At 47.4% G+C, this 25,422-nt stretch carries 25 protein-coding genes; 18 read left to right on the top strand and 7 right to left on the bottom strand.

All coding sequences use genetic code 11. The features are described 5' to 3' along the window. Positions 1 to 564, top strand: a 564-nt coding sequence (locus NDA03_RS26900; protein ID WP_348239726.1) for a tyrosine-type recombinase/integrase, incomplete at its 5' end; no start/stop codon positions are given. 20 nt (positions 565 to 584) lie between these two features. On the opposite strand, the gene NDA03_RS26895 is transcribed toward NDA03_RS26900, so the two are convergent. Further along, positions 585 to 944 (bottom strand): hypothetical protein, encoded by a 360-nt coding sequence (locus tag NDA03_RS26895; protein ID WP_348239725.1) that lies wholly within the window; start codon positions 942 to 944, stop codon positions 585 to 587. Between the two features lie 111 nt (positions 945 to 1,055). On the opposite strand from NDA03_RS26895, the gene NDA03_RS26890 reads away from it, so the two are divergent. The 8 genes from NDA03_RS26890 (at position 1,056) to NDA03_RS26855 (ending at position 12,625) form a co-directional block, all read left to right on the top strand. Further along, positions 1,056 to 2,153, top strand: coding sequence for a DNA cytosine methyltransferase (locus tag NDA03_RS26890; protein ID WP_348239724.1), 1,098 nt, complete (start codon positions 1,056 to 1,058; stop codon positions 2,151 to 2,153). 58 nt (positions 2,154 to 2,211) lie between these two features. Then, a complete protein-coding gene (locus tag NDA03_RS26885) occupies positions 2,212 to 2,367 on the top strand; it encodes a hypothetical protein (RefSeq protein ID WP_348239723.1) in 156 nt (51 codons plus the stop codon). A gap of 308 nt (positions 2,368 to 2,675) precedes the next feature. Then, on the top strand, positions 2,676 to 2,891 hold the full coding sequence (locus tag NDA03_RS26880) for a hypothetical protein (protein ID WP_348239722.1): 216 nt from the start codon (positions 2,676 to 2,678) through the stop codon (positions 2,889 to 2,891). A gap of 139 nt (positions 2,892 to 3,030) precedes the next feature. Continuing rightward, positions 3,031 to 6,285 (top strand): phage/plasmid primase, P4 family, encoded by a 3,255-nt coding sequence (locus NDA03_RS26875; RefSeq protein WP_348239721.1) that lies wholly within the window; start codon positions 3,031 to 3,033, stop codon positions 6,283 to 6,285. Between the two features lie 28 nt (positions 6,286 to 6,313). After that, a complete protein-coding gene (locus tag NDA03_RS26870; RefSeq protein ID WP_348239720.1) occupies positions 6,314 to 6,484 on the top strand; it encodes a hypothetical protein in 171 nt (56 codons plus the stop codon). Then, positions 6,485 to 6,652 carry a hypothetical protein gene (locus NDA03_RS26865; protein ID WP_348239719.1) on the top strand — a complete coding sequence of 56 codons (168 nt, stop codon included), beginning with the start codon at positions 6,485 to 6,487 and terminating at the stop codon, positions 6,650 to 6,652. It abuts the gene before it with no gap. Between the two features lie 1,583 nt (positions 6,653 to 8,235). Continuing rightward, a complete protein-coding gene (locus NDA03_RS26860; RefSeq protein ID WP_348239718.1) occupies positions 8,236 to 10,332 on the top strand; it encodes a hypothetical protein in 2,097 nt (698 codons plus the stop codon). 202 nt (positions 10,333 to 10,534) lie between these two features. Continuing rightward, positions 10,535 to 12,625: a hypothetical protein gene (locus tag NDA03_RS26855; RefSeq protein ID WP_348239717.1), complete on the top strand. Its 2,091-nt coding sequence runs from the start codon at positions 10,535 to 10,537 to the stop codon at positions 12,623 to 12,625. Between the two features lie 221 nt (positions 12,626 to 12,846). Here the strand turns inward: NDA03_RS26855 and NDA03_RS26850 are convergent, their stop codons facing one another. Together NDA03_RS26850 and NDA03_RS26845 are read right to left on the bottom strand one after the other, a co-directional pair. After that, positions 12,847 to 13,011, bottom strand: a complete 165-nt coding sequence (locus NDA03_RS26850) for a hypothetical protein (RefSeq protein ID WP_348239716.1) — start codon at positions 13,009 to 13,011, stop codon at positions 12,847 to 12,849. Beyond that, the gene (locus tag NDA03_RS26845) at positions 13,008 to 13,313 is read right to left on the bottom strand and encodes a fertility inhibition FinO-like protein (protein WP_348239715.1); all 306 of its coding nucleotides are present in this window, start codon (positions 13,311 to 13,313) and stop codon (positions 13,008 to 13,010) included. Before NDA03_RS26845 ends, NDA03_RS26850 begins: the two co-directional genes overlap by 4 nt. Before the next feature lie 669 nt (positions 13,314 to 13,982). Here NDA03_RS26845 and NDA03_RS26840 point away from each other — a divergent pair. The 4 genes from NDA03_RS26840 (at position 13,983) to NDA03_RS26825 (ending at position 18,919) form a co-directional block, all read left to right on the top strand. Then, positions 13,983 to 14,120, top strand: a complete 138-nt coding sequence (locus NDA03_RS26840; protein ID WP_348239714.1) for a hypothetical protein — start codon at positions 13,983 to 13,985, stop codon at positions 14,118 to 14,120. Positions 14,121 to 14,128: 8 nt separating this feature from the next. Continuing rightward, positions 14,129 to 14,419 (top strand): recombinase family protein, encoded by a 291-nt coding sequence (locus tag NDA03_RS26835; RefSeq protein ID WP_348239713.1) that lies wholly within the window; start codon positions 14,129 to 14,131, stop codon positions 14,417 to 14,419. Between the two features lie 429 nt (positions 14,420 to 14,848). Further along, a complete protein-coding gene (locus NDA03_RS26830; protein ID WP_348239712.1) occupies positions 14,849 to 15,121 on the top strand; it encodes a helix-turn-helix transcriptional regulator in 273 nt (90 codons plus the stop codon). Positions 15,122 to 15,133: 12 nt separating this feature from the next. Next, a complete protein-coding gene (locus tag NDA03_RS26825) occupies positions 15,134 to 18,919 on the top strand; it encodes a PAS domain S-box protein (RefSeq protein ID WP_348239711.1) in 3,786 nt (1,261 codons plus the stop codon). A gap of 124 nt (positions 18,920 to 19,043) precedes the next feature. Here NDA03_RS26825 and NDA03_RS26820 read toward each other — a convergent pair whose 3' ends face one another. Then, positions 19,044 to 19,625, bottom strand: coding sequence for a tyrosine-type recombinase/integrase (locus tag NDA03_RS26820; protein ID WP_348239710.1), 582 nt, complete (start codon positions 19,623 to 19,625; stop codon positions 19,044 to 19,046). A gap of 206 nt (positions 19,626 to 19,831) precedes the next feature. On the opposite strand from NDA03_RS26820, the gene NDA03_RS26815 reads away from it, so the two are divergent. From NDA03_RS26815 to NDA03_RS26795, 5 genes are all read left to right on the top strand, one after another. Then, positions 19,832 to 20,467 carry an AAA family ATPase gene (locus tag NDA03_RS26815; RefSeq protein ID WP_348239709.1) on the top strand — a complete coding sequence of 212 codons (636 nt, stop codon included), beginning with the start codon at positions 19,832 to 19,834 and terminating at the stop codon, positions 20,465 to 20,467. After that, positions 20,464 to 20,778, top strand: coding sequence for a ribbon-helix-helix domain-containing protein (locus NDA03_RS26810; RefSeq protein ID WP_348239708.1), 315 nt, complete (start codon positions 20,464 to 20,466; stop codon positions 20,776 to 20,778). Before NDA03_RS26815 ends, NDA03_RS26810 begins: the two co-directional genes overlap by 4 nt. Before the next feature lie 149 nt (positions 20,779 to 20,927). After that, the gene (locus NDA03_RS26805) at positions 20,928 to 22,142 is read left to right on the top strand and encodes a J domain-containing protein (protein WP_348239707.1); all 1,215 of its coding nucleotides are present in this window, start codon (positions 20,928 to 20,930) and stop codon (positions 22,140 to 22,142) included. A gap of 111 nt (positions 22,143 to 22,253) precedes the next feature. Next, positions 22,254 to 22,643 carry a nuclear transport factor 2 family protein gene (locus NDA03_RS26800; protein WP_190690435.1) on the top strand — a complete coding sequence of 130 codons (390 nt, stop codon included), beginning with the start codon at positions 22,254 to 22,256 and terminating at the stop codon, positions 22,641 to 22,643. Positions 22,644 to 22,920: 277 nt separating this feature from the next. Next, positions 22,921 to 23,612, top strand: a protein-coding gene (locus NDA03_RS26795; protein WP_348239706.1) for an IS1 family transposase whose coding sequence is annotated in 2 segments (ribosomal slippage) — positions 22,921 to 23,245 and positions 23,245 to 23,612 — 693 coding nt in all. Because the reading frame shifts where the segments join, the coding sequence is not laid out codon by codon here. A 126-nt stretch (positions 23,613 to 23,738) separates the two neighbouring features. Here NDA03_RS26795 and NDA03_RS26790 read toward each other — a convergent pair. The 3 genes from NDA03_RS26790 to NDA03_RS26780 all read right to left on the bottom strand — a co-directional run bounded on the left by NDA03_RS26790 (position 23,739) and on the right by NDA03_RS26780 (position 25,210). Then, positions 23,739 to 24,116: a nuclear transport factor 2 family protein gene (locus NDA03_RS26790; protein ID WP_348239705.1), complete on the bottom strand. Its 378-nt coding sequence runs from the start codon at positions 24,114 to 24,116 to the stop codon at positions 23,739 to 23,741. 156 nt (positions 24,117 to 24,272) lie between these two features. Continuing rightward, positions 24,273 to 24,578: a ribbon-helix-helix protein, CopG family gene (locus NDA03_RS26785; protein WP_348239704.1), complete on the bottom strand. Its 306-nt coding sequence runs from the start codon at positions 24,576 to 24,578 to the stop codon at positions 24,273 to 24,275. Further along, complete coding sequence (locus NDA03_RS26780; RefSeq protein WP_348239703.1) at positions 24,575 to 25,210, bottom strand: AAA family ATPase; 636 nt, start codon at positions 25,208 to 25,210, stop codon at positions 24,575 to 24,577. The genes NDA03_RS26785 and NDA03_RS26780 overlap by 4 nt, the downstream gene beginning before the upstream one ends. Between the last annotated feature and the right edge of the window lie 212 nt (positions 25,211 to 25,422).

The raw sequence follows: 25,422 nt of genomic DNA, 5'->3' as shown, positions 1-25,422 counted from the left end.
GATGAAATTGCCGCGCTCTTTCAGGTGTGCGTTGATGACGCAACACCCACGGGTGCTAGAGATGCAGCGCTCATCGCTATTTTGAGGGGCGCTGGATTGCGTCGGGCTGAAGCGGTCAACTTGGACTTGAAAGACTTTAACGCCAGCCGCGGTCAGCTGGAAGTGCGCGACGGGAAGGGTGGGAAAGACCGCACGGTGTATCTGTCGAGTGTAGCGAGCACTCTTGTGGAAGATTGGCTTGTCGTCAGAGGCTTGTCACCGGGTCCGTTGCTGTGTCCCATCAGGAAAGGCGGACGGGTGGAACGGCGACGGATGACTCCTCAAGCGGTGTTATTGATTGTGCAAAAACGCGCGAATGAAGGTCTTGTAGCGGCGTTTTCTCCCCACGATTTTAGAAGGACGTTCTGCTCAGACTTGCTGGATGCTGGCACTGATATTGTCACGGTGCAGAAACTCGCAGGACACGCTTCACCAGCGACCACTGCCAAGTATGACCGACGCGGGGAAGAAACGAAGCGTAAAGCTGTGGAGCGGTTGGAGATTCCCTACACTCAGCGAGGGTGAAGGTGCGATCTCTGTCCGATTCAACACCTGCAAGGCCTGCGGTCTCGTGACTCGCCATTGCTTGCAGCTCGGCATTCCCCGCCCGCTTGGAGGCAGCTCCAGCGGCCTCGGTCATCGTCTAATTGCTGAGGTTTTGTCGGAGCTGAGTCTCGCTTGTCTGTTCCTTTCTCGTTCGTTGAGTCGTTGGCTGCTGAGTTTGGTGCAGTTGAGTGTTGTTGGCGGGTGAGCGATCGCGCTTTCACTGGCTTCGTTGCCTCGTGTGGTTTGATTAGGTTTCGCTTCCCCGACGTTGCATATTTCAGTCCTGTGACCCAAATTCTAGTTTCACGACCTTCAGATCCCACCGAAGAGCTGGAACGATGTTTCAGTTGAATCGGCATCCGTCGTATAGAGTGCCTAATAACCCTAGAGTTAGGCACTCCAGTTGATTGACCCGAACCCAACTGATGAGTAGAATGCCTAACATAGTCCTATAGTTAGGCACTCCGCTCATGTTTATCCGAACTAAAATTATTAAAGGTCAACCTTACCGTTACCTAGTCGAAACTTATAAAACCGCTGACGGTCAGAAACGCCAAAAGGTACTCAAATATTTGGGTCATGCTCCCACCCTACCGGATGATGCTCCAACGGCTGTTGTACTGTTTGCTGGAGGCGGTGGTGTAGAAGCTGGCATGGTCATGGCTGGTGTTAGACCCGTCTTGAGCGTGGAATGCGACCCCAATCTAACAGAACTCTCTGCCGCACTTGCTGCCTCTTTATCGCTGAACTTCAAACCCTATGGCACTAAAGTAGTTCAACAAACGGTTCAAGAACTCGCTCTTGGCGGTTTCCCCGGATTCCCCCAGCCGGATTATCTGCACGCTTCTCCGGTCTGTTCAAACTTTAGTAATGCCCTGGGAAACGGCACCGAGCAATCAGTAGACCGGGAAGCGGCGACTGCTGTAGCCACTGCGATACGGGTATTGCAGCCCAAATGTTTCACGCTGGAGAACGTATCAGGATATAGACAATCCAAATCATGGCAGATTATTCAGGATGAGCTTGTAGCGTTGGGATATCAGATAACCGCTGCCGTGCTGGATGCGGCAGATTATGGGGTTCCTCAGTCTCGAAAGCGATTGATTGTCAAGGCTGCAAGAGGAAAAGCGCCAGGGCTACCACCCAAGCAAGGCCGGGTGGGGTGGTATGAGTTTGTTAAAGATTTAATCCCGTTGCTGCCCCCATCTCAACTTCTCCCAAATCAACAGAAGGTACTTGAAGAGAAGCTGGCAATTTGTCCGGGAATTCCAGCTCTCTTGATTGAGCGAATCGGGTATAGGAACGTTTTGCCGAAACTGAGGGAACCCACGGAGCCAATCTGGACGATTAAGAGAGCCATCTTTACAGACCAGAGGCAAAATGTTCGCAGCCGGTTTATTGATTTGTGGTGTTCTGACGGCACGGTTAAGAGATTAACAGTGGAAGCAGCAGCGCGGCTTCAAGGTTTCCCTAACTGGTATTACTTACCCGAATCTATCAATGTGGCAGGTTCGCTTCTGGGTTATAGCGTACCACCGCACTTTGCACAGCAACTTTACTCACCTTAAGCGATCGCCTAAGGTGGATCGGAATGGTCAATAAAAGAAACGGACTCTGATACAGACCTTGCTGGAAGGCGATCTCGCTTGTGATGTAGAACTCCAAAAACTCGCACAACGTCTAGTTAAACCGGATAGCGTTGCTTGGGAGGAAGGGGAACTGGTGGATATTCGACTGGCTGAGGATTTGAAGCGGAGACGACAACAGAAGCGATCGCGCTAAGTGCTTAAAACCGCAGCTAAGGGTAATGCTAGGGACTTGGCTACACATGGAGTAGACACGACCAACAAAGGATGAGGTGTTCAGTTTTCTCGCCTGACCATTTAGCCTTTTTGCAACCCAACCTAAAAGCTTGCAGTGCCACCTCTGATTGAATCGCAGCTTTTCTTAGCGCCAGTTCCTCCCAGGAGTAGATTGAACTGAATTCGCTTCGCTTCTTGGGAGAAGAGCGGTCGCGCTAGTGACATCGACACCCCAAAACCAACAACTGCAACGAATGCGCCACACAGTTTCCTATAATTAGCTCAGGTTTGACAGTCAAACTGGAGGCAAACAAGGTGGCGCAAGAACAACCCATTCGATTTACCCAACGTTTGGATGTTTGGCAATTTAATTGCCTGCAAAACGCAGCTAACGGTTTGAATATGTCTAAATCAGAAATGACTCGCAGTGCCTTAGAAAAATATTTAGACGCACTAGACGCACTAAATTCACTTGGTTTCCAAAGCAGAACGCCAGCGGCTTAAAACCGCTGGCGTTCCATTTTTTTGTCAACCCACTGCAATCGGCTCTCGGCGTGAAGAACTTAGACCCGATGCGTGGACTACGGAGCAATCTACCCGACAGATTTGGATCTGGTAACTCGGGTAACATTGATATCATTCTATGTCAGACACCAGACAATTCGCATCAGTAGTTTTTGGAAAAGATTCTTCCTCTGCATCATTGTTGCCCAATCTTGAGCAGGTGAGTGTAGATTCTCCAGCCGCCTTACCAGATGCAGCAAAGGTAGACAGGGCAAGGCATCAGGAGGAATGGATAATTGGCAGTGGTGTATCCGAGGAGATCGCCAACCTAGCAATCGAATCTCTTGACGACCCCCAAGAAATCGCCCGTCGCCTGGGATGGAAAGCATACCGACATACGCCCGGATGGTGGGCATCGGGAATCAATCCTCGGACTGGGGAACGCTCTAAATTTGGGCAGTTCAAGCCCGACACTCCTATCTCATTTCCAGATCGGGATAAACCCGCAAAGTACCTGACCCCGAAAGAAGTGCCCTACGACGCACTCTGCCTTGCTCATCCCGATACTCACTACTGGAGTGCGGTATTAGACGACCCCAGTATCCCTATCTTGCTGACTGAGGGGGGGAAAAAAAGTGGGGCGGCATTAAGTATGGGACTAGCGGCGCTCGCTTTGGTGGGCGTGGAGATGGGGCTAGCGAAAGGCCGGTTAGTTCCCACTCTGGCAAAGTTTGCAGTTCCAGGACGTCCGGTGCATCTCGCATTCGATGCTGACTTAGTACGCAAACCCGAAGTCGCAGATGCTCTGAAGCGATTAGCGACCGTGCTAAAGCGCCAAGGGTGCTTGTTATATGTCACCCTGTGGGATGAAGCGGATGGCAAAGGATTGGACGATTACATCGTGGCGCACGGGCAAGAGGAATTTCAACGGAAGGTAAATGAGAGCATCCCTTACAAAGAATGGCTCCAAAAATTAGAGGGGCAATTCAGTGGTAAGCGCGCTCGCTCCCAAGGAAAAGAAGACAAGGTCCCAGGCGGCGACCAGGGCAGCGTAGCCGCTCTCTTGGCGGAGAAATACCGCGCTCAACTCGCTTGGCACACGGAAATTAAGCGCTGGTATCGCTACGGCGCTACGCAAGATGGAATTTGGAGCCAGCAGGCAGACGAATTCGTTTGGCAAGCTGTCATCGCCGAGGTCGGCTCTGGTCGCTCCGAACAACACGGTTACAAGGCGGATTTCATCAGCGGCATTGTCCGGCTCCTCAAGGCTCACCTAGCCGTTAGCGAGTGGAATGAGGCGGCGGGGTTGTTACCTTGCCAGAATGGGGTATTGAACCTGGAAACAATGGAGCTAATTCCTCATGCCCCGGCGCATCGACTAACTTGGTGCTTGCCCTACGAATACAACATCCTTGCTACCTGCACTCCCGTTCAGGAATGGTTGCTAGCGACAGTCGGCGGAGATCGCGCCTTAGTCGAACTTTTACGGGGTTATCTCAACGCGATCGTCAAAGGTCGGTCAGACCTCCAGCGGTATCTGGAATTGGTGGGACCGGGAGGAACCGGAAAATCAACTTATATCCGATTAGCAATGGCGCTGGTGGGACTGCGAAACACTCACACCACGACATTGCAAAGACTAGAGGGCAACCGCTTTGAGACGGCCAGTATCTGTGGGAAGCGGCTGGTCGTCATTACCGATTCAGAGCGATACGCCGGAAACGTATCCGTCCTGAAGGCAATCACTGGGGGAGATTCGCTGCCCTATGAAGCGAAGTTCCAGCAAAGTACGAGCGGCTTCACTCCGACGGCAATGGTGGTTGTGGCGGCGAATGAAGTTGTCCAGTCTGCTGATTACACTTCTGGCTTGTCACGACGACGGCTCACCGTGCCCCTTAAAAATCAAATTGCTTGCGAGCAGCAGCGTAACTTGATTGAGATGCGTGGCGAGCAACTTCTAGGGGAGTTTGTCGGTTATCTTCCGGGACTGCTCAACTGGGCATTGGCGATGTCTGACGAGGCCGTCACCAATCTGGTGAAGCGTACTGCCCAACACGTACCGAGCTTGACTCAGATGAAAGCGGAAACACTCTGCGAAACCAACCCCATCGCCGACTGGGCGGATCATTGTCTCATTCACCGGCTGGGAGAACGGACTCAGGTCGGTATCGCCAAGCGAGATAAGGGAGCGGAGAGTCAGAACACCTATGCGTTCGTGAATACTTGGCTTTACGCAAGCTACTGCGAGTACAGCACCGCTACCGGCAGTAAGCCAGTCGCTGTCAGGCGGTTTGTTTGTTTGCTTGACGATCTGTGCGCGTCGCAGCTGAAGTTACAGGGAGTGTCGCGGGGCAAAGACCGATATGGCTCACACTTTACAGGGCTGAAGATTCGTACAGGCAACGATACAGATCCGTTACTCATCACTGGTAAAGACCCAACAGATCCGCCAGATAGCGATCCGCCCCCACCGCCACATCACCCAATTTCTCCAAGAGGAAGCGATCCGTCATTCCCTTCTGACATGGATAAAACTCAAGATGTGATGGATAAAACCCAAAATGTGATGGATAGTGTGATGGTTCAAACCCTTGCTGGTGATGAATGTGATGGATGTGATGGATTATTTGAAACCTCGCACAAAGCTTTACTGGTTAAAAATCAAAGTGGCTTTGAGCAAAATCAAGATTTAGACTTTGTTGAGGAGTTGAAACTAGCCTTTCATCCATCACAAGAAGTCTCACAAACTAAGGCAGGAGATGGATTCCAGCCAATTACAGCATCCATCACAGCATCCGTCACACCTGTCACACCCGTCACATCTATCACGCTCACGGAAAAACAGGATGCGATCGCGCCTAACTCGTCAATAGAGGGTGAGATCGCGCCCAACCCGTCAATAGAGGATGCGATCGCTAAGCAAATAACCGACGCACAAGAGATGCTTTCAGATTGTGAGGATGGTGAGGCGGTCGCTGCGGTGTTTGAGATTTTGGCGACGGCTTATGAGGGACAGTTTTCGCAACAAGAGGTGGACCGGATCAAGTCGGCTGCATGGTTAGGGCTGCCTCCGGAAGACAGACAGCGGATTCTGCGGCTGAAGAATTCCGACGTGGAACCACCCCAGGAGCATCAGCTGGAAGTTTCCCAGGAAGCGCTCGTGCCCATTCCAGAACCCCAGCCACAGCCACAGGCACAGCGAAACTGGCAAGCTGAAGTCCTGCGGATCAATAAAAGAACACCGTACCAGCAACCTGAATCGCCTTTTGTTGTGGGGCAGTCAGTGATGTATGAAGGCGTCCGATACAGCGTGACCATACCAGGGTCAACACACAGCCAACTCGAAGGAATCGAGAACGCGATCTCTAACTGGAAACTCAAGCCAATCACATGACCCACATCCATGTACATGAGGAAATTTTATGAGCTGCTCACTCGAACCGAGTGAATCAATGGCAGCAAATCCAGGGGGCACACTCAGCGATCGCGGGAAGGCAGTCGCTGACCGAAATGGTGTCCGGCATGAATTGACTATTGCCTCTAAAGTATCTTTACCCCATCATCTGAATCAAGCAAATTGTCAGCAGATTTGATTGGCACATGGTCGCCGACTCAGTAAGCTGCGATCGCTACCGTCGGCGGTGCCATCATCTGAATCAAGCAGATTGTCAGCAGATTTGATGGCACAAAGTTTGTGCGAATTTCAGCAGATATACTTGAGGCTTACCTGCCGCGATATCAAACTCGCAGACAGCGTATGAAGGCACACTTACCCCTTGAAGGTGTGTTGCAACCCCAACAGAGTAAGCTTTTCGTAATCTCCCTGAACGGCTTCAATGGAACCACACGTTGAAGATACGGTGCCACGGAGCAATATCTCGGCGCTCCGAGACGTTGCCAACCGCTTCAAGGGAGCCGCATATTTAAGATGCTGTGCAACTCGCCGATCAAGAAGCAGTCGGCAATCTCGTCTAGGCTGCGGTCAGGGCTGAGGTTGCTATTGCAAAGCAACTTGCCCGATCAAGAAGCGGGAGCAGGAGGCAATCGCCCTTCAACGGATCTGCATGTATAAGGTGCGTGCAACTCAAAAACATCTATGCGTCAAAGATTGTACTTTAAAAGCTATTGATTAAACTTAAGCATTTCCAGGGAAATATTTTGTCTACAGCGCTGATTAATCGCTTTGAGTATAACGAAAAATTTACTGAGCCAGCATTCTAATGTTAGTTTTTACATATTTCAATTGAGCAGTAGTTTATAAATTTGATTAACAATATAATCAAATTTATAGAAATGATTCAAAGAACTTAGAGTTAGAAAGTTCCTCTAGTGTAAAAAGTGAGAAATAGTTTTATTGATTGGGTTTAGCCGTTTAAAAAATTAAAAGTTTCAATAAAGTGGAAGAGAAATCCCTTCCCCATATAAATTTAGCCAGACAATTACTTTTTACAGGAAATATTACCTTTTTTAGAGCTTGCCCTCAGGGAGTTATAGTTTTATAAATCAGCAATATTTATTTATCCAAGTGCTTTGTAGCAGGGGTACGGTCGCGCTTGCTCTGCATAAGAGAATGTCTTTTGACGCAAAATATCTTAGGTAAGCAGAAGGGATTTAGCGAGCGCCGTAGTGACGGGAAATGCTAGTGGTAAGTAAAGGATAATTTTAGACAGCAACAGCAACTATTTTCAGGGAAAAGTTGCTTTCTTATCCCGCAATTTCTCGATAAAAAAGCAACTCTGTAAATGGGTATCCAATCACTTTTTCAGAAGAGTTTTATCATTTTAGAATGCCAGGATAAAAAAGCAACTGTCTTGATGATTGCGAAATGGCAAAACGTGATGACTAGAACGAGGGGAATACTGGCTCTCTGAGGGATAAGACCAACGCATTTGATTTTTAAAATGCTGGTTGGAAAAAGTATGCAAAATTTAGATACATTTGTTTTACTCAGAGCTGATAAACAAGAGTAGACGCCTTGTAGAAAATTTTAAAGAATCCGGCTGTCGGCTAACTCGTCAAAATGAGATTTAGGTGAAGTAAATATTTACTATACTAAACTGACTCAGCGATTTTTTGCGTAAAAACCCCTAAATTTATTTATTAAGCCCTTGAAAATATTTATTAAAACAAATAAGCTATAAGTAGCCAGAAGCTTTATTTTATAAGGCTTTTGCTTAGAAACAACGTTTGGCTCGTTGGAAATGATAGCCATCGTTTATTTATGCGGATTGTCCTTTACAAAAAGCCCGTACAAATGTACTATTTAAATAGGGTTTTTCCAGGGAAGATTTTTACCTTGGATCTCCCCACATCTATAGCAACAAATACAAATGGAGGAAATGGGATGATGAACGAACCGAAAAATGTATTAGAGGTGCATCAGAGTTATTCAAAACATCTGGAGGCAATCTACGATAGCAAAACTGTAAAAAATATTCTGAATGAAACTAGCTCAATGCTGTTTCGTTTTTTGTGGGCTGGCTTAGAATCTGAAATCCATTTGGGCAGTAAAAAGATGACAGCGGCTCAGGTAAAATCCGCTAAAAACTTTATGAAAATGCAGCCAGTCAATAAACTTTTAACTGCCCGCTTAACATTGGAAAAAGGGTTAGAAAAGCTAGGAGCATCAAAAAATTCTCGAAATACTTACGGACGCCGACTTGAACAACTACTAATTTGGAGTGAGCAACAGCTTTGGTGGCCAGATAATCAGTCTGAGGGTGCAAAGCCGGAAAATAAATACTGTCCAAGAATCCGAAAAGAAAATGGAAAAATTAGCACTTCTAGGTTAACTGAACGGAACTCGATACATCTCACTTACAAATTGCAGCCTAGAGAAATTTCCTCAGCCCTTGAAGCAGACCTTAGAAATTTTAAGGAATATCTTACTTCTTCAGAGTGGCCTGGTCGGTTGACAGACCCAATTTCAGATTCATCGGCATCTACCTACTTACAACATATCCGCCTGATGCTGGGTTGGTTCCATCACTACCAAGGCATTCCACTTGAGGAACTCAACTTAAATTTACTGATTCCCAAGATTACATCAGAGTCGCTAAGAGACTTGACTTTATCCCAAAAACGAGAGTTTTGGTCAACCCAAAAGTTGACGGTTGACACCTGGATTTGTAGTTATTTTAAGTTTTTGAGGGAAAAGATGAAGTCTTTCAGTCCCGCGACTAAAAAATTTAAAATCAATGCTCTTTCAGCAGTATATAAGTTTATTTACTACGAAGAAGTTTATTGTCTAGAGGACTACGAAAACATTCCTCTTGCCAAAGTTATTACCTACCATAGCCGCAATATTTACGAGGAAATTGAAGAGTGGTCGCATCAAAAACGCTCCGTAGTCTCTCCAGACCAAATATGGCCAGAAACGCTTCCGGGAAAAACAGCCCTAACCACAGTCCGGCAACAAATTCTAGAACCATTACGCCAAGAATGTCGATTCAAATATGACAACTGGCACACGCGCGAAGGCAATACAATTGCCATGAGTTTTCAACGTTATTTAATCTGGAGCTTCTTGGCAGATATGCCTGCCAGACGGCAAGAAGAATATAGAAGTATCCAGATTTCCTTGTGTTGTCCAATTTTACGCCCAACGGATGTGCCAGCCGATGGTTTATACCACCCCTTACCGCCTGACGAAGTGCGTTTAGGAAATTACAATGGCAGCCCTCAAGACAATTATCTCTACAAGACGTATATCTACAAAGGCAAACCCTATGCTAATGGGGTTTGGGTACTCAATATCCAGAAGTACAAGACCGTAAAAACCTATGGTTCACAGTCAATTGCAATTAGGAATCGTCAATTTAGTGATGGTACCTGCCTTTATGATTACATTGAACGCTACCTGTATGGTTGGTGGATGTCTGGGATTGGTGCGTCGCAGTTTGTCTATGACTGGTGGCTTCCAGATCACGTCGGTCAGCAAGGTCAGTGGGTTACGGCGGGTCGTGCTTCTTTCAGCCCTGGTGATGCTTGCTATATCGGTAATCGTACAAAATCCGACGGGTGGCCCTGGGGATATTTCTTTATCAAACCTGTGGTAGGACTGCCCTACAATTCATCAAATTTTAAGGACTTAGTTGCCGTAGCTGCCCATAGATTAACTGGTAAAAAGCTTACACCACATACTCTACGTTACATTTGGGCGACTTGGGCTTTTCAGGTAGGTTTGACTAACCAGCAAAAAGAATCACTCGCTTATGCAATGGGTCATGATATCAAAATGCTCTCAGAGATGTATGACAAATGTACACCTGATGAAAAACGACGACCCATTGAAGAAGCAATTGACGAAATTTTGTTTAAGACACTTGAAAAAGAGCAACAGCCGGTTTCTTCAACAGATGATGTAGAAGAACTGGCGAATGAATTGAAAAACTTGTCAGAAGCAGATAGACAACAGTTGTTACAAATGCTGACCGAGTAACAGCCAGTATTTTTGGGCGTTGCTGATTGATGAATGAATTTTGTTTCGCGCCAAGGCACAAAGGCGCAAAGATTATACATTTTGCCCATGTTGGACAACTTAACTCATACTTCTGTTCAGCAACGCCGGATTTTTGAACCGTTTCCAGATTCCTTTCTTTTCACCTAAGTCGGTAATTTAGTTTATCCAGGTTGATTTACCTATGGAAGAACCCAAAAATCTATTTACTGTGTATCACTTATACGCAACCCAAATTGAAGCGATACATAGTCCAAAAAAAGCAAAAGTCATTCTGATTGAAACCCGTGCAGCAATTCTGCGACCTCTACTAACAGGTTGGGGCTACTCTTTCACAGTTGGGAGCGGAAAAATAACAATCGCTGAGATGCAGGCAGCCTTTGAGTTTATGAAAACTATCCAGGTAAAAGAGCTTCCCAATGCTCGCTTGGTATTAAAGGAGGGGCTTAATAAAGTTGGATATTCGCAAAAAAATTGCAAGGTTTTTACAACCCGAATCAAGCAGTTTCTAAATTGGTGTCAAGAGCAGTCTTGGTGGCCAATCAGACCCCTAGCCCCGGCTAACACAACAGACGAATCTTGCCCCACACCTCTTCAAACCAAAGTTTTTGAGGATAAAAACCTTACGCTCCAAAGAGGTCATAAGTTTCGTTATACTTTACAACCCCAAGAAATTAGCTCCTTGTTGCAAGCTGAATTAGAAGAGTTTGAGCAGTTTCTCACTTCTCCAGAGTGGCCAGGTCGAGTGACTGATGCGATTACTCAATCGGGTGCTAATAACTACTTGTCTTCAATACGTCTTATGCTGGGCTGGTTCAATCAATATCAAGGAGTCTCCAAAGAGGAGTTAAGCTTGAGCCGGCTGATTCCCAAGTTGACAAACGAGAGCTTATCAAATCTAAGCGAAGACGAACAGCAGAAGCGATGGAAACGCTCTCAGAAAGAGTTAGAAGCGTGGTTGTGCAAGTATCTGACATTCTTGAGAGAAATTGTTCAGTCTCAAAGCCCTAGAACTAAGATAGCTCGATGGACTGCTCTCTCAGCACTCGGAAGGTTTCTCTACTATACAGAAATTGAAGATGTTGATGATTATGATAAGATTCCGGTTCTCAAAGTGATTGCTAAGTACAGCCACAAAGCTAGCGTCGAAATTGCGGAATGGGAACGTCAGAAACGATATGTTGCCGATCAAGAACTGAAATGGCCCGACCCGATTGAGGGAAAAACTGGTCTCTCCACGGTACGCGAGCAAGTTTTGGAACCGTTACGAAAAGAATGCAGATTTAAAACCAAAGATAAAAAACCACGAGGAGGCAGCGCGATCGCGACTTCGCTTCAGCGATACCTGGTTTGGAGCTTTTTAGCCAATATGCCAGCTAGGCGTCAAGAAGAGTTGAGAAGTTTGAAACTATCTCTGTGTTGCCCAATCAAACGTCCTCAGGAGGTTCCGAGCGATGGTTTGTACCATCCTTTGCCACCTTTGGAAATGCGCTCCAAGCGTTATGACGGGAGTTTGGAAGACAACTATCTTTATAAAACCTATGTCCATAAGCGTGAATTTTACGCACACGGAGTCTGGGTTTTAGATATCCAAAAATACAAAACTTTCAAGATGCATGGCCCTCAGTCCATTGTGATTCCCAACCGCCAATTTGGTGATGGCACCTACCTTTATGACTACATTGAACGTTATTTGTATGGGTGGTGGCTACCGGGGGGTCGCAATAAGCAGCAAATCTATGACTGGTGGCTTCCTGAGCTAATGGGTTGTCGAGGACGATGGGTCACTCAGGGACGTATAGAGTTCAACCCAAAAGATTTGCCCTGTACTAAAGACAAAACCGACGGGGATATCTGGTCGTGGGGATATTTATTTGTGCGGTCAAGTGCTGGAGTGCCATTTAAGGCTGGGGAATTTGCGCTTTTGGTTGAAAATTCTGCTCATCGAGTAAGTGGTAAGTATATCTCACCTCACACGATGCGCTCTATCTGGGCAACTTGGGCTTATCAGGTGCAACTTACCGATCAACAAAAAGAGTCGCTGGCTTATGCAATGGGTCACACACTCAAAACTTTGAAGACAATCTATGAGCGATGCACCCCGGAAGAAAAACGGCGACCGATTGAAGAGGCGATTGATGAAATGTTATTTAAGACATTCCAACCCCAAAAGCCGGAAACCCCTTTGACTCCCGATCTCGCTCAGTTGGCTCAAAAGTTGGAGAAATTGACTGGATCTCAGCGGGAGCAACTGCTAAAACAACTGAAGGGATAAGGGGCGATCTCCCTGTTGATCTCGGAGCGCCGAAGTCAAGCTTCACTCAGTAGGGAGTCGTTAGTCGCGACAGCGAGCGCTATCTGGTTCCGTAGGATGCGTGGCCCATACTATCAAAGAATTGCGAGGAGGGAGCTAGAGCGCGATCGCGCTAGAGCGAATCCCCCAGAATTTGGCAGATTACTGCTTCTCCAGATCCTTGGCGGTGTCAAACTGCTTAATCAAATCTGTAATGATACGCGGGTGATTAGTCCTGAAGCCCACCTCACACTCTGTGCTTGTGGTATCTGAAGGCAAAAAGTTGGACTTTTGGGCAGTCCATGAGCGATCGCCCTCGCGGTGACAAACGCGATCGCGCCTGCTGCTGAAGCGCGATCGCGCTTCACTCTACGATTGGTGCCTCTTTTGGCTCCTTTGGCTTCTTCTCGAAAACTTGGATGTTTGGCTCTACTAGCACAAACCCGTTTTCAGTCGTTTGACCCATCTTTCCAGCGATCGCCGCCACCCACATGGGGTACTCGGCTTGTGCCTGTTCTAGCTTCTTAAAGACCTTCGGTTTAACAGTAACGCTGACAAGCTGCCCGTCACAATCAATTTCAAATGACTTCCAGCCATTCTCAACCGTTTTTACATCGGCTGGAAATTCGCTGATTTTAATGGTGATTTCAAGCTTTCCTGAAGTGGTCATCTATCCTCCAATGATGCTGTAAAGGGTTGAACTTTGTAGGAAGTGCAGCAAACCCGTGACTGCACCGAGAGATGCCGTAAGGGGTTAAACACGAGATTTCGGCGCTCCGAAATGATTTCCAACTTAGTCACTATACCGAGAGATGCCGTGAGGCGTTGAACACACTTCAGTGACTCGTTTCCCTGTGCTATCTCCTTGCTAACGGGCTGGCATTTATCTCACAACCAACACCAACCGCCCAAAAATTTCAGCCGAAACCTCACTGATAAACCTATCCAGCGCTGTTTTCACTCCGGTCATCTGTTGGATAGGCTCAAGAAATGCCTTGAAACCCTATCAGCTTGAACTGTTCTCGGCACACCAGCTTAATTCCGCCCCAGTAGACCTGATGTGCTGGAGATCGACGCTCTCTGATTTAGTCTTGCTCGCTGAAGTGAGCGATCGCCCTTCCTGGTGGTAAAACCTGGAGATTCCGGATTGTCAGAAGATCCTCTCTCAACTCCAATTGAAGGTTTTGGCTTGATTGAGCCGGATTCCTGAATTGCTGCCAAGAATGCGATCACCCGCCAGTCGGGAAAGCCCTGTATTCCGACTTGCAGGAAAGTTCTGTCTTAACTTCAATCGACCGTTTTGGGTTGATCGAGCAGGACTCCTGAACCGCTGTCAAGAATGAGATCGCCAATCGGGAAAGTAGTATATGACGATGTAGAAGAGGAGCGGACACCAGTGCGATCACCAGTTGAGAAATGTATGTATGACGGCTTGGAGGAAAATCCTCTCTCAACGCCAATCGAAGATTCTGTTTAGTTGCAGCTTTGCTATATTTGAGCCGAGTTGTATGGCGACTAAATCGATTGGGACGATCTCTCAAACATTTACTGACGCTGTTTGAAAATTTTAATACCTCTGGCATCGGACTTGTCAGTCTAATCAAGGCAATCGATACTACCACAAGGGGCGGCAAATTAGTGTGCGTGCATCTCGGAGAGATCGCTGAATTTACTAAAGTTTGGAATATCATACAGGCTCCCAATGCCCGGTTTTACCGCGAACTAATTGATCGTGTCCGCAATGCCCTCATTACCCTTCGAGGTGTTACCCCGTAGTTAGTGCGACTTAGTAAAAGCGTTCTGGTGGAACGTCTAACGCCTCCACGAAGTAAGGCAATCGCGCCGCTTACTCGCGCATCAGTGCTGTCTGGTTCGACTCTATCCAGTACATTGTTTTACGGCATATTAGACTTCCTGCATCAATTAGGAAGCGTGTGCCAGCTCATAGTTTAGCAAGCCCAAACCAGCATCAGGTTCAAGCGCCAGCTCGTCTTTACCTTGGGTAGTGAAAAGGCGCTGGCTTGTCAAAACATACTGTTTCAAAAATAATCTGCCGATAGCACTTCGATAACCATTGACATCAAAGGGGATCGCTTAGCTTTGAATGCTTAAAGATAACTTTTGGATTTATGTCTTGAGGCCTATTGCTTCAAAGTCAAAACAAGCCCAAGTTATGAATGGAGAGCTTTATAAAGTTTGAGATACATGGCATTTCATCAGCAATACACCAGTATTGAACAGCCAGCCATTGGTCAATTGATTCGAGAACTCCGGCAAAACCTGAAGCTGACTCAGGAAAAGTTCGCAGTTCAGCTTGGGGTATCCTTCCCAACGATTAATCGCTGGGAAAATGGACATGCCACTCCCTCTCCTCTAGCTCTTAAGCAAATTGAGATGCTTTTGAATCAGCTATTGGAGTCAGATGATGCCACGGTACGTGAACGCTGCCAGTCCATGCGAAGCAAGTATTTTTTATAAGGAACTAAACGCATGGGGGCGGAAAAATTGAGGGAAATGGCTGAGAAGTTGTTGGTTGGGGGCGGTGAGTTGGGGGCCTTGCTGCGATCGCACGATTGGTCGCCAACGCCATTAGGTGCTGTCGAAACCTGGTCAGATGACCTAAAAACGGCAGTGCAGATTTTACTAACTGAACTCGATCAAACCAAATCCCCCGGAGAGACGCAGCCAGACGCCCAAAAGCGACAGGATAACGCTGCTGTCCTACAGGCGGTAAATCAGCTCAATGCGTTCCGAGTCAAACTGGCAGAAGCCCTCCGCCCGCTCACCGATGCTTCAGAGATCCAAGCGAGCGCCGCTCGCATTTTGGGTGAATCTTTAGGGGCAAGTCGTGTCATTTACATTGAAGTGGTGTCGGATGGTGAAGAGGTCATCGTTCATTGCAACTACACCAGTGGTGTAGCCCAGTTGAGCGGACGATACCGTTTAGAGGACTACCGACGCAACCTAAGTGCTGACCATCAGGCTGGGCACACCCAAGTTGTAACCGATATTCCCCATGATCCAAAATATACGGATGCCCAGAAGAAGAGATACCGTGAGATTGATATTGCCGCACACATTGATGTGCCGCTGATCAAAAACAATCAATTCGTTGCCGTGCTTGCGGTTCAACAATCCACGCCGCGGAGGTGGACAGAAACCGAGGTCAAACTGGTTGAAGAAACCGCAGAACAGACGTGGGCAGCTGCTGAACGTGCCTTGGCCCAAGCAGCCCTGCGCGAGTCGGAAGCCAAATATCGCACCTTGTTTGAATCAATCGATCAAGGCTTTTGTGTAATTGAGGTGCTGTTTGATGAAAACAGTCAGCCATTTGATTACCGCTTCTTAGAAACCAATCCGGCTTTTGAGAAGCAAACGGGGCTGCTCGACGCTCAAGGCAAGCGAGTCCGTGAATTAGCTCCGAATCACGAAGAGCATTGGTTTGAGATATATGGCAACATTGCGGCTTCGGGTAAACCCAAACGCTTTGAGAATCGTGCTGCCGACTTAAACCGTTGGTATGACATTTATGCGTTTCGCATTGGGCACCCAGACGAGAAAAAAGTGGCGATTCTCTTTAATGACATTAGCGATCGCAAGCGCGTTGAAGACGAACGCAAACAAGCTGAAACCGCTTTGCAGCAAAGCGAAGCGCAGAGCAAAAATATCTTGGAGAGCATTACCGACGGATTCTTCGCGCTTGACCAAAATTGGCGGTTTACCTACGTGAATCCACAGGCAGAACGCATCCTCGATCGGACTCTAGGCGATCTGCTCGGCAAGGTGATCTGGGAAGAATATCCGGGCATCGTCGGCACGGAATTCGAGCGAGCCTATTACCAAGCTGTCAGCGAGCGGGTTGCTTCTTCGTTAACCTCGTTCTATCCTGACCATAACTGTTGGTATGAAGCCCACGTCTATCCTGCCACAGACGGAATCACGGTCTACTTCAGAAATGTCACCGAGCAAGTTCAAGCGTCAGCTGCCTTGCGCGAAAGCGAGGAGAAGACTCGAAACATTCTGGAAAGCATTGCGGAAGCCTTCTTTGCTTTAGATCAAGACTGGCGGTTTACTTATATGAATCGAGCGGCTGAAGTGTTGCTCGATCGGACACCGGGCGACCTGCTTGGTAAGAGTCTCTGGGAAGAATATCCAGGACTGGCAGATAACGAATTGGCACCCGTCTATCGTAGGGCCATGGACGATCGCGTCCCCGGAGTCTTAACGGCATTTTACCCCGACCATGATCGCTGGTACGATGTCCGCACCTATCCCGCCGCAGACGGGATTGCGGTTTATTTCAATAACGTCACTGCCCAGATTCAAGCTGCAACTGCTCTACGCGAGAGTGAGGAGCGATTCCGCAGCATGGCAGACAATGCCCCGGTTATGGTTTGGGTGACTGACTCTACGGGCTATTGCACCTATCTGAGCCGAAGTTGGTACGAGTTTACGGGTCAAACTGAAGAAACCGGCTTGGGTTTTGGGTGGTTGAATGCGGTTCATCCAGAGGACTTTGAAGATTCTAAAGCCATTTTCCTGACTGCGAACGAGCGTTATGAAGCCTTTCAGTTAGAATATCGGCTGCGATCTAAAGACGGGGAGTATCGTTGGGCGATCGATGCGGCAAGCCCTTGGTTTGGAGTCGATGGTCAATTTAAGGGATTCATTGGTTCCGTGATTGACATCAGCTCACGCAAGCAGTCAGAAGAAGCGTTGCGGGAAAGTGAAAATCGCTTACGACTGGCACTGGAGTCAGCCGAATTAGGCACTTGGGACTTTAACCCGATCTCCGGCGTCCTGCGATGGGACGACCCATGCAAAGCCGCATTTGGGCTGCCGCCGGAATCAGAGATTAACTACGATGTCTTCTTATCTGGATTACATCCAGATGATCGCGAGCGCACAAATCAAGTGGTGCAGTTTGCGCTCAACCCTGAAAGCAACGGGGAGTTTGATATAGAATACCGCACCATCGGACTTAAAGATGGCGTAGAGCGGTGGATTGCTGCAAAGGGGAAAGCTTTCTTCAACCCAGCAGGCATTGCCATCCGCTTCATCGGCACCGTCCTCAACATCACGGAGAAGAAACGGATTGAGGCTGAACGAGAACACCTCCTGCAACGGGAACAAGCCGCACGAGAAATGGCTGAACAAGCCAATCAGATCAAAGATGAGTTTCTGGCAGTTCTCTCTCATGAACTGAGATCGCCCCTCAATCCGATTTTGGGTTGGTCAAAACTCTTGCAGAACCGCAAGCTAGATCCAGCCAAAACCCAGATTGCATTAAAGACAATTGAACGCAATGCCCAACTACAAGCAGACTTGATTGAAGATTTGCTCGATGTGTCCCGAATTCTCCAAGGCAAGCTCAACCTGGACGTTAGTCCGCTCAATTTGGTCTCCATCATTCAAGCGGCTTCTGAAACGGTACGGCTAGCAGCAGAAGCGAAGTCAATCCAAGTCTCGGCAAGCTTGGAACCGAATGTGGGTCTGGTTCGGGGAGATTCGACTCGGTTGCAGCAAGTAATTTGGAATCTGCTCTCCAATGCGGTCAAGTTCACGCCTCAAGGGGGACAGGTAAACATTCGGTTGGAGCGCCTTGACTCTCATGCCCAGATTACAGTCAGCGACACTGGGCAGGGAATTGAATCAGACTTTCTGCCCTATGTGTTTGACTACTTTCGCCAATCTGATGCCACAATAACCCGAAAGTTTGGGGGGCTGGGATTAGGGCTAGCAATTGTGCGAAACTTAGTCGAACTGCATGGGGGAACCATCCGAGCCGAAAGCCCAGGAACTGGTATGGGTGCAACCTTTACCGTCAAACTTCCACTCATACCCATAATTATGATCGCCAATCAAAACAGTCAATCGTCAGAGCCAGCTTCTGATTTAAACGGGATTCAAGTGTTAGTTGTGGATGATGATACGGATTCACGGGAGTTTGTGGCGTTTGTGTTGGAGGAAGCAGGAGCAAAGGTCATGACCGCAGCAACTGCCACCGAAGCCTTGACAATGTTAATGCGATCCAAGCCAAATGTTCTGCTCAGTGACATCGGGATGCCAGATATAGATGGCTATACGCTGATGCAACAGGTGAGAGCTTTGCCAACCGAGCAAGGTGGACAAGTTTTAGCGATTGCTCTAACTGCCTACGCGGGTGACTTCAACCAGCAACAAGCACTGAGAGCTGGATTCCAACAACATCTTTCAAAACCCATCGAACCAGAGAGCTTAGTCAGGGCGATCTCACGTTTACTCAATCACACCTAACGCAGCGATCCGATTGCATTTTATTTGCGATGCTACCTGGTACCCTGGCTTTTAGAGTCAGGGTATTTTCTATAAAAGTTCCAATTGGGACGGAGAAATTTTGCCTTAAAAATAACTTTTTATCTCAGTCCCACAAACCCTCAAACTGCCCCGGTGCCAGCTTTGTATATCGCACGGTATGTTGTATTTGGCGATGCCCTAGGTAATCCTGAATCTTTCGGGTATCGTATCCCTTCGATGCTAAATAAAAACCTGTGCTGTGACGAATCATGTGCGGGTGAATTGAGTAGCCCAGCCCTGCCTCCCTCGCTGCCCGATTCAAAATATCCCGCACCGTTCGCGTTGTCAGTGGAGCTTTCCGCTCGGAAGTAAATAACCAAGGACTACTTGGATATTCCCTCTGTAGCTGCCGGAGTGATCGCACTTCATCTCCGTAGAGTGGTTGGTTGGATGGAGAACCTTTCTTAAGCCGTCGCACATATAAATGTTTGGTGGTAAAGTTCACATCCTTCCATTGCAGATTGACTGCCTCTCCAACTCGTAGACCGTGGCGGTACATTAAAAGTAAAAGCGTGGAATCTCGGTGAGGATAGCGCCCTATTTTCTTGGCAGCCGCTATCAATCGCTCCATCTCATCCAAGGTTAAATACTGACGCTCCTTGTCCGGTCTTGCTTGTTTTATTGGTGGCACAGACTGGCTCCCCATAAAAACTCCGCCTAAAACAGTAATTGGTCAAGTTAATTTAACGGGCATGAACTTCAATGAATTCGTTCATCGTTGAGAGTAACTTCGCCTAAAAGAGTCCTTTTCGGTGGAGTTTAACTTAGCTCATTCTGCCATACTTAATCCAGCCGTAGTAAGTATTAAAGTTGAGTAACTGAGTTAAGTAATTAAGTTGAGGAAGTAAAGAAATGTCTGTCATTGCGTTCTGCGCCCAAAAGGGGGGCGTGGGGAAAACCACAGGTAGCGTCCATTTCGCTGTCTGGTTGTACCGAAAAAAGAAAACCGTCAGCTTTCTTGATGCCGATCCACAGGGCAGCGGTTCAATGTGGCTTTCCTCAATGCAGCTCCCCATTCGCATCATCAAACTCTCAGATGCCAACGACTTAATTGAGCAAATCCCAGATTTATCTGAGCAGACAGATTACGTGGTCGTTGATGGTGCGCCCAATTCTGGGGAAGCCACCAGAGCCGTTTTATGTTTGTCCGATGTCTCAGTCACGCCTGTTCAACCTAGTGGATTGGATTTATCTAGTACCGGAGACATCGTTCGCTTGATTAAATCAGCACAGAAAATCTCTGGCGGTCTGCCCAAGCCAGCTATTTTTCTCAATCGTGCTTTCAAAGGAACTCGACTCAAGAAAGAAGCTTTGGAAGTCCTCAACCAGTTTCCTGATGTCGCCCTGCTCAAAACAGCGATTCATCAGAAACAAGCAATTTCCGACTGCTTCACTCAGGAAGGAACAATTTGGGATATCTCAGGAGCGAAAGAATCAGCCAAGGAATTTGAATCGCTATTCAATGAAATTCTGAAATTGCTCAAATGACTCCCAAGAAGCCCCGCAAAACTTTGAACGACGCTGCCGACAAATTTATCTTTGGCAGCGAACCAGAACCTGAACCACCAACTGAAAAACCATCGGCTACCTCTCCGTCCACTCATGGCTCTGGAGGTCTGCTAGAAAAATTACAGAAAGAGGAATCAACCAAAGAGCGACCTATCAGAGTCAGCCTCGACCTCTCACCAGAAATGCATCGCCGTCTTACTAATCTTGCCAATCGCACTGGTAGGAAGAAATCTGAAGTGCTACGAATTTTACTCGCTCAGGCTTTGGCAGAACTTGAGGAAGAAGATTGAGATTGTGCCTGGGCAGCATCGATTGCCCAGCCTACCCTCACAGCGCTTTCCCAGAGAATTTGATTGGATTCTTTCTGAAAACTCTGTAAAAAACTCTCTAATAAACCTGTAACGGGTAGAATACCTACACAATATAAGTTTTAACCACAATGAATAAACTTACTGGCGGCAGGACGAGAAAAGAGGATTACACTACCTCTGTGATGCGGGTGCCAGACCCAGTGAAGCCGAAAGTCATTGAAGTCATCGAAAAATTTCATCAAGCCAGACAGCCAAATCAACCTGTAACAAATAATTCCCAGTATTGGCAAATTCCAGCTTCTTTAATTCCTGAGCTGCTGGATTTTGGCGGCAACGAACCCATTTTGGTGACAGAGTGCAGCATCAGTAATGCCGACTGGTGGAACCAAGATGGCACACAACAGTGGGAAAAATGCTGGCGCGAAAACTTAGAACGCTTTAATGACTTAGCGGATCGAGTGAATGAATGTCTGCGGCAAGTTGATAATAGTTGGACGCTGACATTCCCGGACGACAATGAGAAAGCCGTTAAGAAGTTATGCGAATACCGCTTAATCTATCTAGATCAACCTACTACTACTGCCACACCTCTTGAAGCTGTGCAATGGGCATTGACATCTAATTATTTCGGCTCTGGGTTGAAGGAGAAGATTGTCGAAGCTTTTAGACAAAAGCGATGGGGAATTTTAAAAGCTTTAGAGGTGGGGGTTCACCCGCCGATTGACCGGCGGGAATACTGGCTGAAAAACTACGCCGAACAACTGGGCAAATCTAACGTAAATTACTGGCAGTGGCGGCAGAACCCAGAATCACGAGAAATTGCCAACGAGCTGACGGAGCTTCTCGAATTACCAGAACCCTCAGCGGATACGCGGCGAGTGCTTGAGTGTTTGGCAGAAGGGAAAGATCCGTTCTACGATCCCAAGCCGAATGGAGGGGAAATATATATCGGCTTTAATACATTTCTGAGCAAAGGCGCACTTAGCAGCTACGACCCCAACATGAAGCAGCATTGTCGTGACGCCTTTAGAAATTGGCATCAAACAGTTCTTGCCCAGTTGGGACAGGATAGTTTAGAAGGAATTTACCGAGTCTGCTACGGCTGCGACTGGATTCTGATTGAATCCATCTTTGCTCCACCGCTGGTGGGAGCATGGTGGGACGTTTTACAGGTATCGCCTAGTGCCACTCTAGAAGAAGTCAAAAGCGCGTACCGGGCAGCAGCTAAGGTTTGGCATACAGATGTTAACAGCAGTCCCATCGCCAAAGCTCGGATAACAGCAGTGAATAAAGCCTACGAAGAGGCGAAATCAAGTTTTACCGATTACAAGTATCGAGTCTAGCGATCGCCATTCTAAGACGAAGATTGCTGTTTTCAGTAACAACATCATTCTCATTGCGGTTAATCTTACTAAAAACTAAGCGTTTCTCAATGTGTAGAGGAGAAGTCTTCAGTGGAAAATAGAACAATTGAAAACATTGAAAACCTGGAAGAAAAACTGCGGCACGCTATGCTCACCAGTGATGTTTCCGCACTGGATGAACTCATTGCCGATGATCTCGTCTTCACAATGCATACAGGTCTGGTGGTCAACAAGCAATTCGATCTGGAGGCGCACCGCTCTGGAATGTTTAGGTTCACTTCGTTGGATGTTAGCGATCGCCAAATCCATCCTTATGGCGATTGCATTGTAGTCACCCTCAAAGTGAAAGCTGCTGGAACCCACAGCGGTCAAGCTTTCTCAGAAACCTATCGCTTTACTCGCGTTTGGGTACAGCGACAGAACCGTTGGCAAATTGTAGCAGGTCATGTTTGCCAAGTGATTCCAGGAGCGAAAGCGTAAAAAGATAGCTACTTGACTGAGTAGTTTGTCTCAACAAAAGACTTCCCTAAATGGGACAATTAATTCGGCACTTTTCCGACGCTGGAAAGAGCATCCTAGTCATTGGTTTTTTAGAGGTTTAAATGGGACAGCTAAAGCCGTATCGGGTCGCCATTTATTGTCGCGTTTCGACCGATGAGCAAAGTTGCGATCATTAGGAAAGAGCCTTGGTTAGTTACGCACAACTATCAGGTTTTGGGCGTTGCATAATAAAAGTATGAATTGAGGTCAATTGAGGATGCTATGCCCTGAATGCGGTTCCACCCATATCCGTAAAAATGGGAAAAAACAAGGTAAACAAAATCACATTTGTGTTGCTTGTGGTCGCCAGTTCATCAAGCGCTACGAACCACCGAAAGGCTATTCAGATGAAGTAAAACGAGAATGTCTGAAAATGTATGTCAATGGTATGGGCTTTCGGGGCATTGAACGAGTTAAAGGTGTGCATCACACCACCGTGATTACTTGGGTCAAGCAAGTGGGAAAACTACTGCCTGATAGTAACCAGCCAGAGACGTTTCCTGAGGTTGGTGAGCTTGATGAATTAGAAACCTTTATTGGCTCAAAAAAAACAAAATCTGGCTTTGGACAGCGGTTGACCACTTTAAGCAAGGAATTTTAGGCTGGGTTTTGGGCGACCACAGTGGGGAAACGTTTCGACCTTTATGGACGATTGTGGGGGCATGGCAATGCTATTTCTATGTCACTGATGGCTGGTCAGTGTATCCTGGTTTTATTCCCGATGGCGACCAGATTGTTAGTAAGACCTACATGACGCGAGTGGAAGGCGAAAACACACGATTGCGTCATTATCTGGCTCGGCTGCATCGCAAAAGTCTTTGCTATTCCAAGTCTGAGGAAATGCTCAGACACTCTATTCGGTTGCTACTTCACTATCTCAAATTCTGGGATGTCCCTGTTCCAGCCTGATTCATACCTATATTATGCAACGCCAGGTTTTGAAGTTGTGGCAATTTACAAGGAAACAGCGTCAGGGGCACTAGACCTCTTTGCGCCAGAGACTACCCTACCGTTCGTTATAGCGCCTTGTTAGGCTCAATGATCCGACAATGGAGGTGGACAGATTTCCATCTTTTGAATTAAGCTATGCTCAATGGTATAACGATGACCAACGTGCTCATCGGCAAGCACAGCTCCGGCAAGATCGCGCACGACCTGATGCACCTTTACCAAAACCGGCCCAGCATCCTCCGGGTAAAAGGAAACCGGCTCGACGTGTGGATTGATGAAGCTCCACTGCTCCGTCCAGTAAGCGCGAACTTCTTTAGTCCCACGAACAAAACCGCCTTTGAACGCTTTCGACCAAGCCACATCGGGAGTCATGAGGGCGAGGGCGGCATCAATATCTCGCGCGTTGAAGGCAGCATACGCCGCGCGTATCAGTTCAATTTCTGGTGCAGATTTATCTGACATAAGAGGTGTGGTGAAGTATATGCAGCAAGGCTTTACAGCCCACGAAAAATCAAGCTTTCGCCCCAGTTTGACACAAGAGGGTTAGACTGCCATCTGGAAGCGATCGCTAACCCCAGCACTCTGACAGCGAATTTTCCCCGCTTCAATTGACACAACTCAATCTTCCCCTTCAAGTTCTGCCAAAGCCTCAGCCAGTAGAATTCGTAGCACTTCAGATTTCTTCCTGCCAGTACGGTTAGCAAGATTGGTGAGACGGCGGTGCATTTCTGGCGAGAGGTCTAAGCTGACTCTGATGGGTCGCTCTTTGGGTGGTTCATCCTTTTGTAATTTTTCCAGCAGCCCTCCAGCATCTTGAGTAGGTGGGGGAGATGACTTCTCGATTGGTGGTTCTGATTCAGGTTCACCAAAGATAAATTTGTCAGCCGCGGCATTCAAAGTTTTCCGGGGTTTCTTCGGGGTCATGGGAGTAACTTAAAAATTTCCTTGGATAAAGATTCAAATTCCTTGGCTGATTCTTCTCCCCCTCTGACCTCCCAGATCGAGGTCTCCTGGGAGAAGCAGTCAGAAATTGCCTGTTTTTGGTGAATCACTGTTTTGAGCAGCGTCACGTTAGGAACCTGGCTAAGAACATCCAATGCCTCTTTCTTGAGCCGAGTTCCTTTAAATGCCCGATTGAGAAAAATGACAGGTTTAGGCAGACCCCCAGAAATTTTTTGAGCTGACTTAATCAAACGCAGGACATCGCTGGCTGAGTGGAGGTCTAAACCTGTAGGTTGAATCGGCGTAGCGCAGATATCGGATAAGCACAAAATCGCTCTAGTGCTTTCACTGGTATTGGGGGCACCATCAATGACCAAAAAATCTGCCTGCTCTGACAAGTCTGGTATTTGCTCAATCAAGTCATTGGCATCTGAAAGCTTAACTGTGGGAATGGGTAGTTGCATCGAGGAAAGCCACAGTGAACCGCTGCCTTGTGGATCTGCATCCAAAAAGCTGACGGTTTTCTTTTTTCGGTGTAACCAGACAGCGAAGCTGACACTGGCTGTGGTTTTTCCACAGCCCCCTTTTTGGTTGCAGAAGGCAATAACAGACATAGGCTTAGCTACTCAACTCAATTACTTAACTTAATAGCTTAAAGTAACTACTTGTTTAATCTGTAATTCAGTATGCCAGAATGAGGGGTTTAGACTCCACCGAAAAGGACTCTTTTCGGTGGAGTTACTACCAGCGGCTAACGGATTCATTAGCGTTTCACTGTTGTTGGATTCGTCCAACCAAATGCTGTTTTAGGTGGAGTTAGAATGAG

Origin of the sequence: Trichocoleus sp. Lan, assembly GCF_039961855.1 — a bacterium.
Classification (GTDB): Bacteria; Cyanobacteriota; Cyanobacteriia; order Cyanobacteriales; family FACHB-T130; genus FACHB-T130.
Note: the sequence above shows the minus strand (reverse complement) of the source record. Positions and strands in the feature narration are given on the sequence as shown.

Bases quoted from the DNA above. Each gene is read 5' to 3' on its own strand.
- NDA03_RS26895 (WP_348239725.1), bottom strand. From the start codon at position 944: ATGCCGATTCAACTGAAACATCGTTCCAGCTCTTCGGTGGGATCTGAA.
- NDA03_RS26890 (WP_348239724.1), top strand. From the start codon at position 1,056: ATGTTTATCCGAACTAAAATTATTAAAGGTCAACCTTACCGTTACCTA.
- NDA03_RS26875 (WP_348239721.1), top strand. From the start codon at position 3,031: ATGTCAGACACCAGACAATTCGCATCAGTAGTTTTTGGAAAAGATTCT.
- NDA03_RS26870 (WP_348239720.1), top strand. From the start codon at position 6,314: ATGAGCTGCTCACTCGAACCGAGTGAATCAATGGCAGCAAATCCAGGG.
- NDA03_RS26860 (WP_348239718.1), top strand. From the start codon at position 8,236: ATGATGAACGAACCGAAAAATGTATTAGAGGTGCATCAGAGTTATTCA.
- NDA03_RS26855 (WP_348239717.1), top strand. From the start codon at position 10,535: ATGGAAGAACCCAAAAATCTATTTACTGTGTATCACTTATACGCAACC.
- NDA03_RS26845 (WP_348239715.1), bottom strand. From the start codon at position 13,313: ATGACCACTTCAGGAAAGCTTGAAATCACCATTAAAATCAGCGAATTT.
- NDA03_RS26840 (WP_348239714.1), top strand. From the start codon at position 13,983: ATGAGATCGCCAATCGGGAAAGTAGTATATGACGATGTAGAAGAGGAG.
- NDA03_RS26830 (WP_348239712.1), top strand. From the start codon at position 14,849: ATGGCATTTCATCAGCAATACACCAGTATTGAACAGCCAGCCATTGGT.
- NDA03_RS26825 (WP_348239711.1), top strand. From the start codon at position 15,134: ATGGGGGCGGAAAAATTGAGGGAAATGGCTGAGAAGTTGTTGGTTGGG.
- NDA03_RS26820 (WP_348239710.1), bottom strand. From the start codon at position 19,625: ATGGGGAGCCAGTCTGTGCCACCAATAAAACAAGCAAGACCGGACAAG.
- NDA03_RS26815 (WP_348239709.1), top strand. From the start codon at position 19,832: ATGTCTGTCATTGCGTTCTGCGCCCAAAAGGGGGGCGTGGGGAAAACC.
- NDA03_RS26810 (WP_348239708.1), top strand. From the start codon at position 20,464: ATGACTCCCAAGAAGCCCCGCAAAACTTTGAACGACGCTGCCGACAAA.
- NDA03_RS26805 (WP_348239707.1), top strand. From the start codon at position 20,928: ATGAATAAACTTACTGGCGGCAGGACGAGAAAAGAGGATTACACTACC.
- NDA03_RS26790 (WP_348239705.1), bottom strand. From the start codon at position 24,116: ATGTCAGATAAATCTGCACCAGAAATTGAACTGATACGCGCGGCGTAT.
- NDA03_RS26785 (WP_348239704.1), bottom strand. From the start codon at position 24,578: ATGACCCCGAAGAAACCCCGGAAAACTTTGAATGCCGCGGCTGACAAA.
- NDA03_RS26780 (WP_348239703.1), bottom strand. From the start codon at position 25,210: ATGTCTGTTATTGCCTTCTGCAACCAAAAAGGGGGCTGTGGAAAAACC.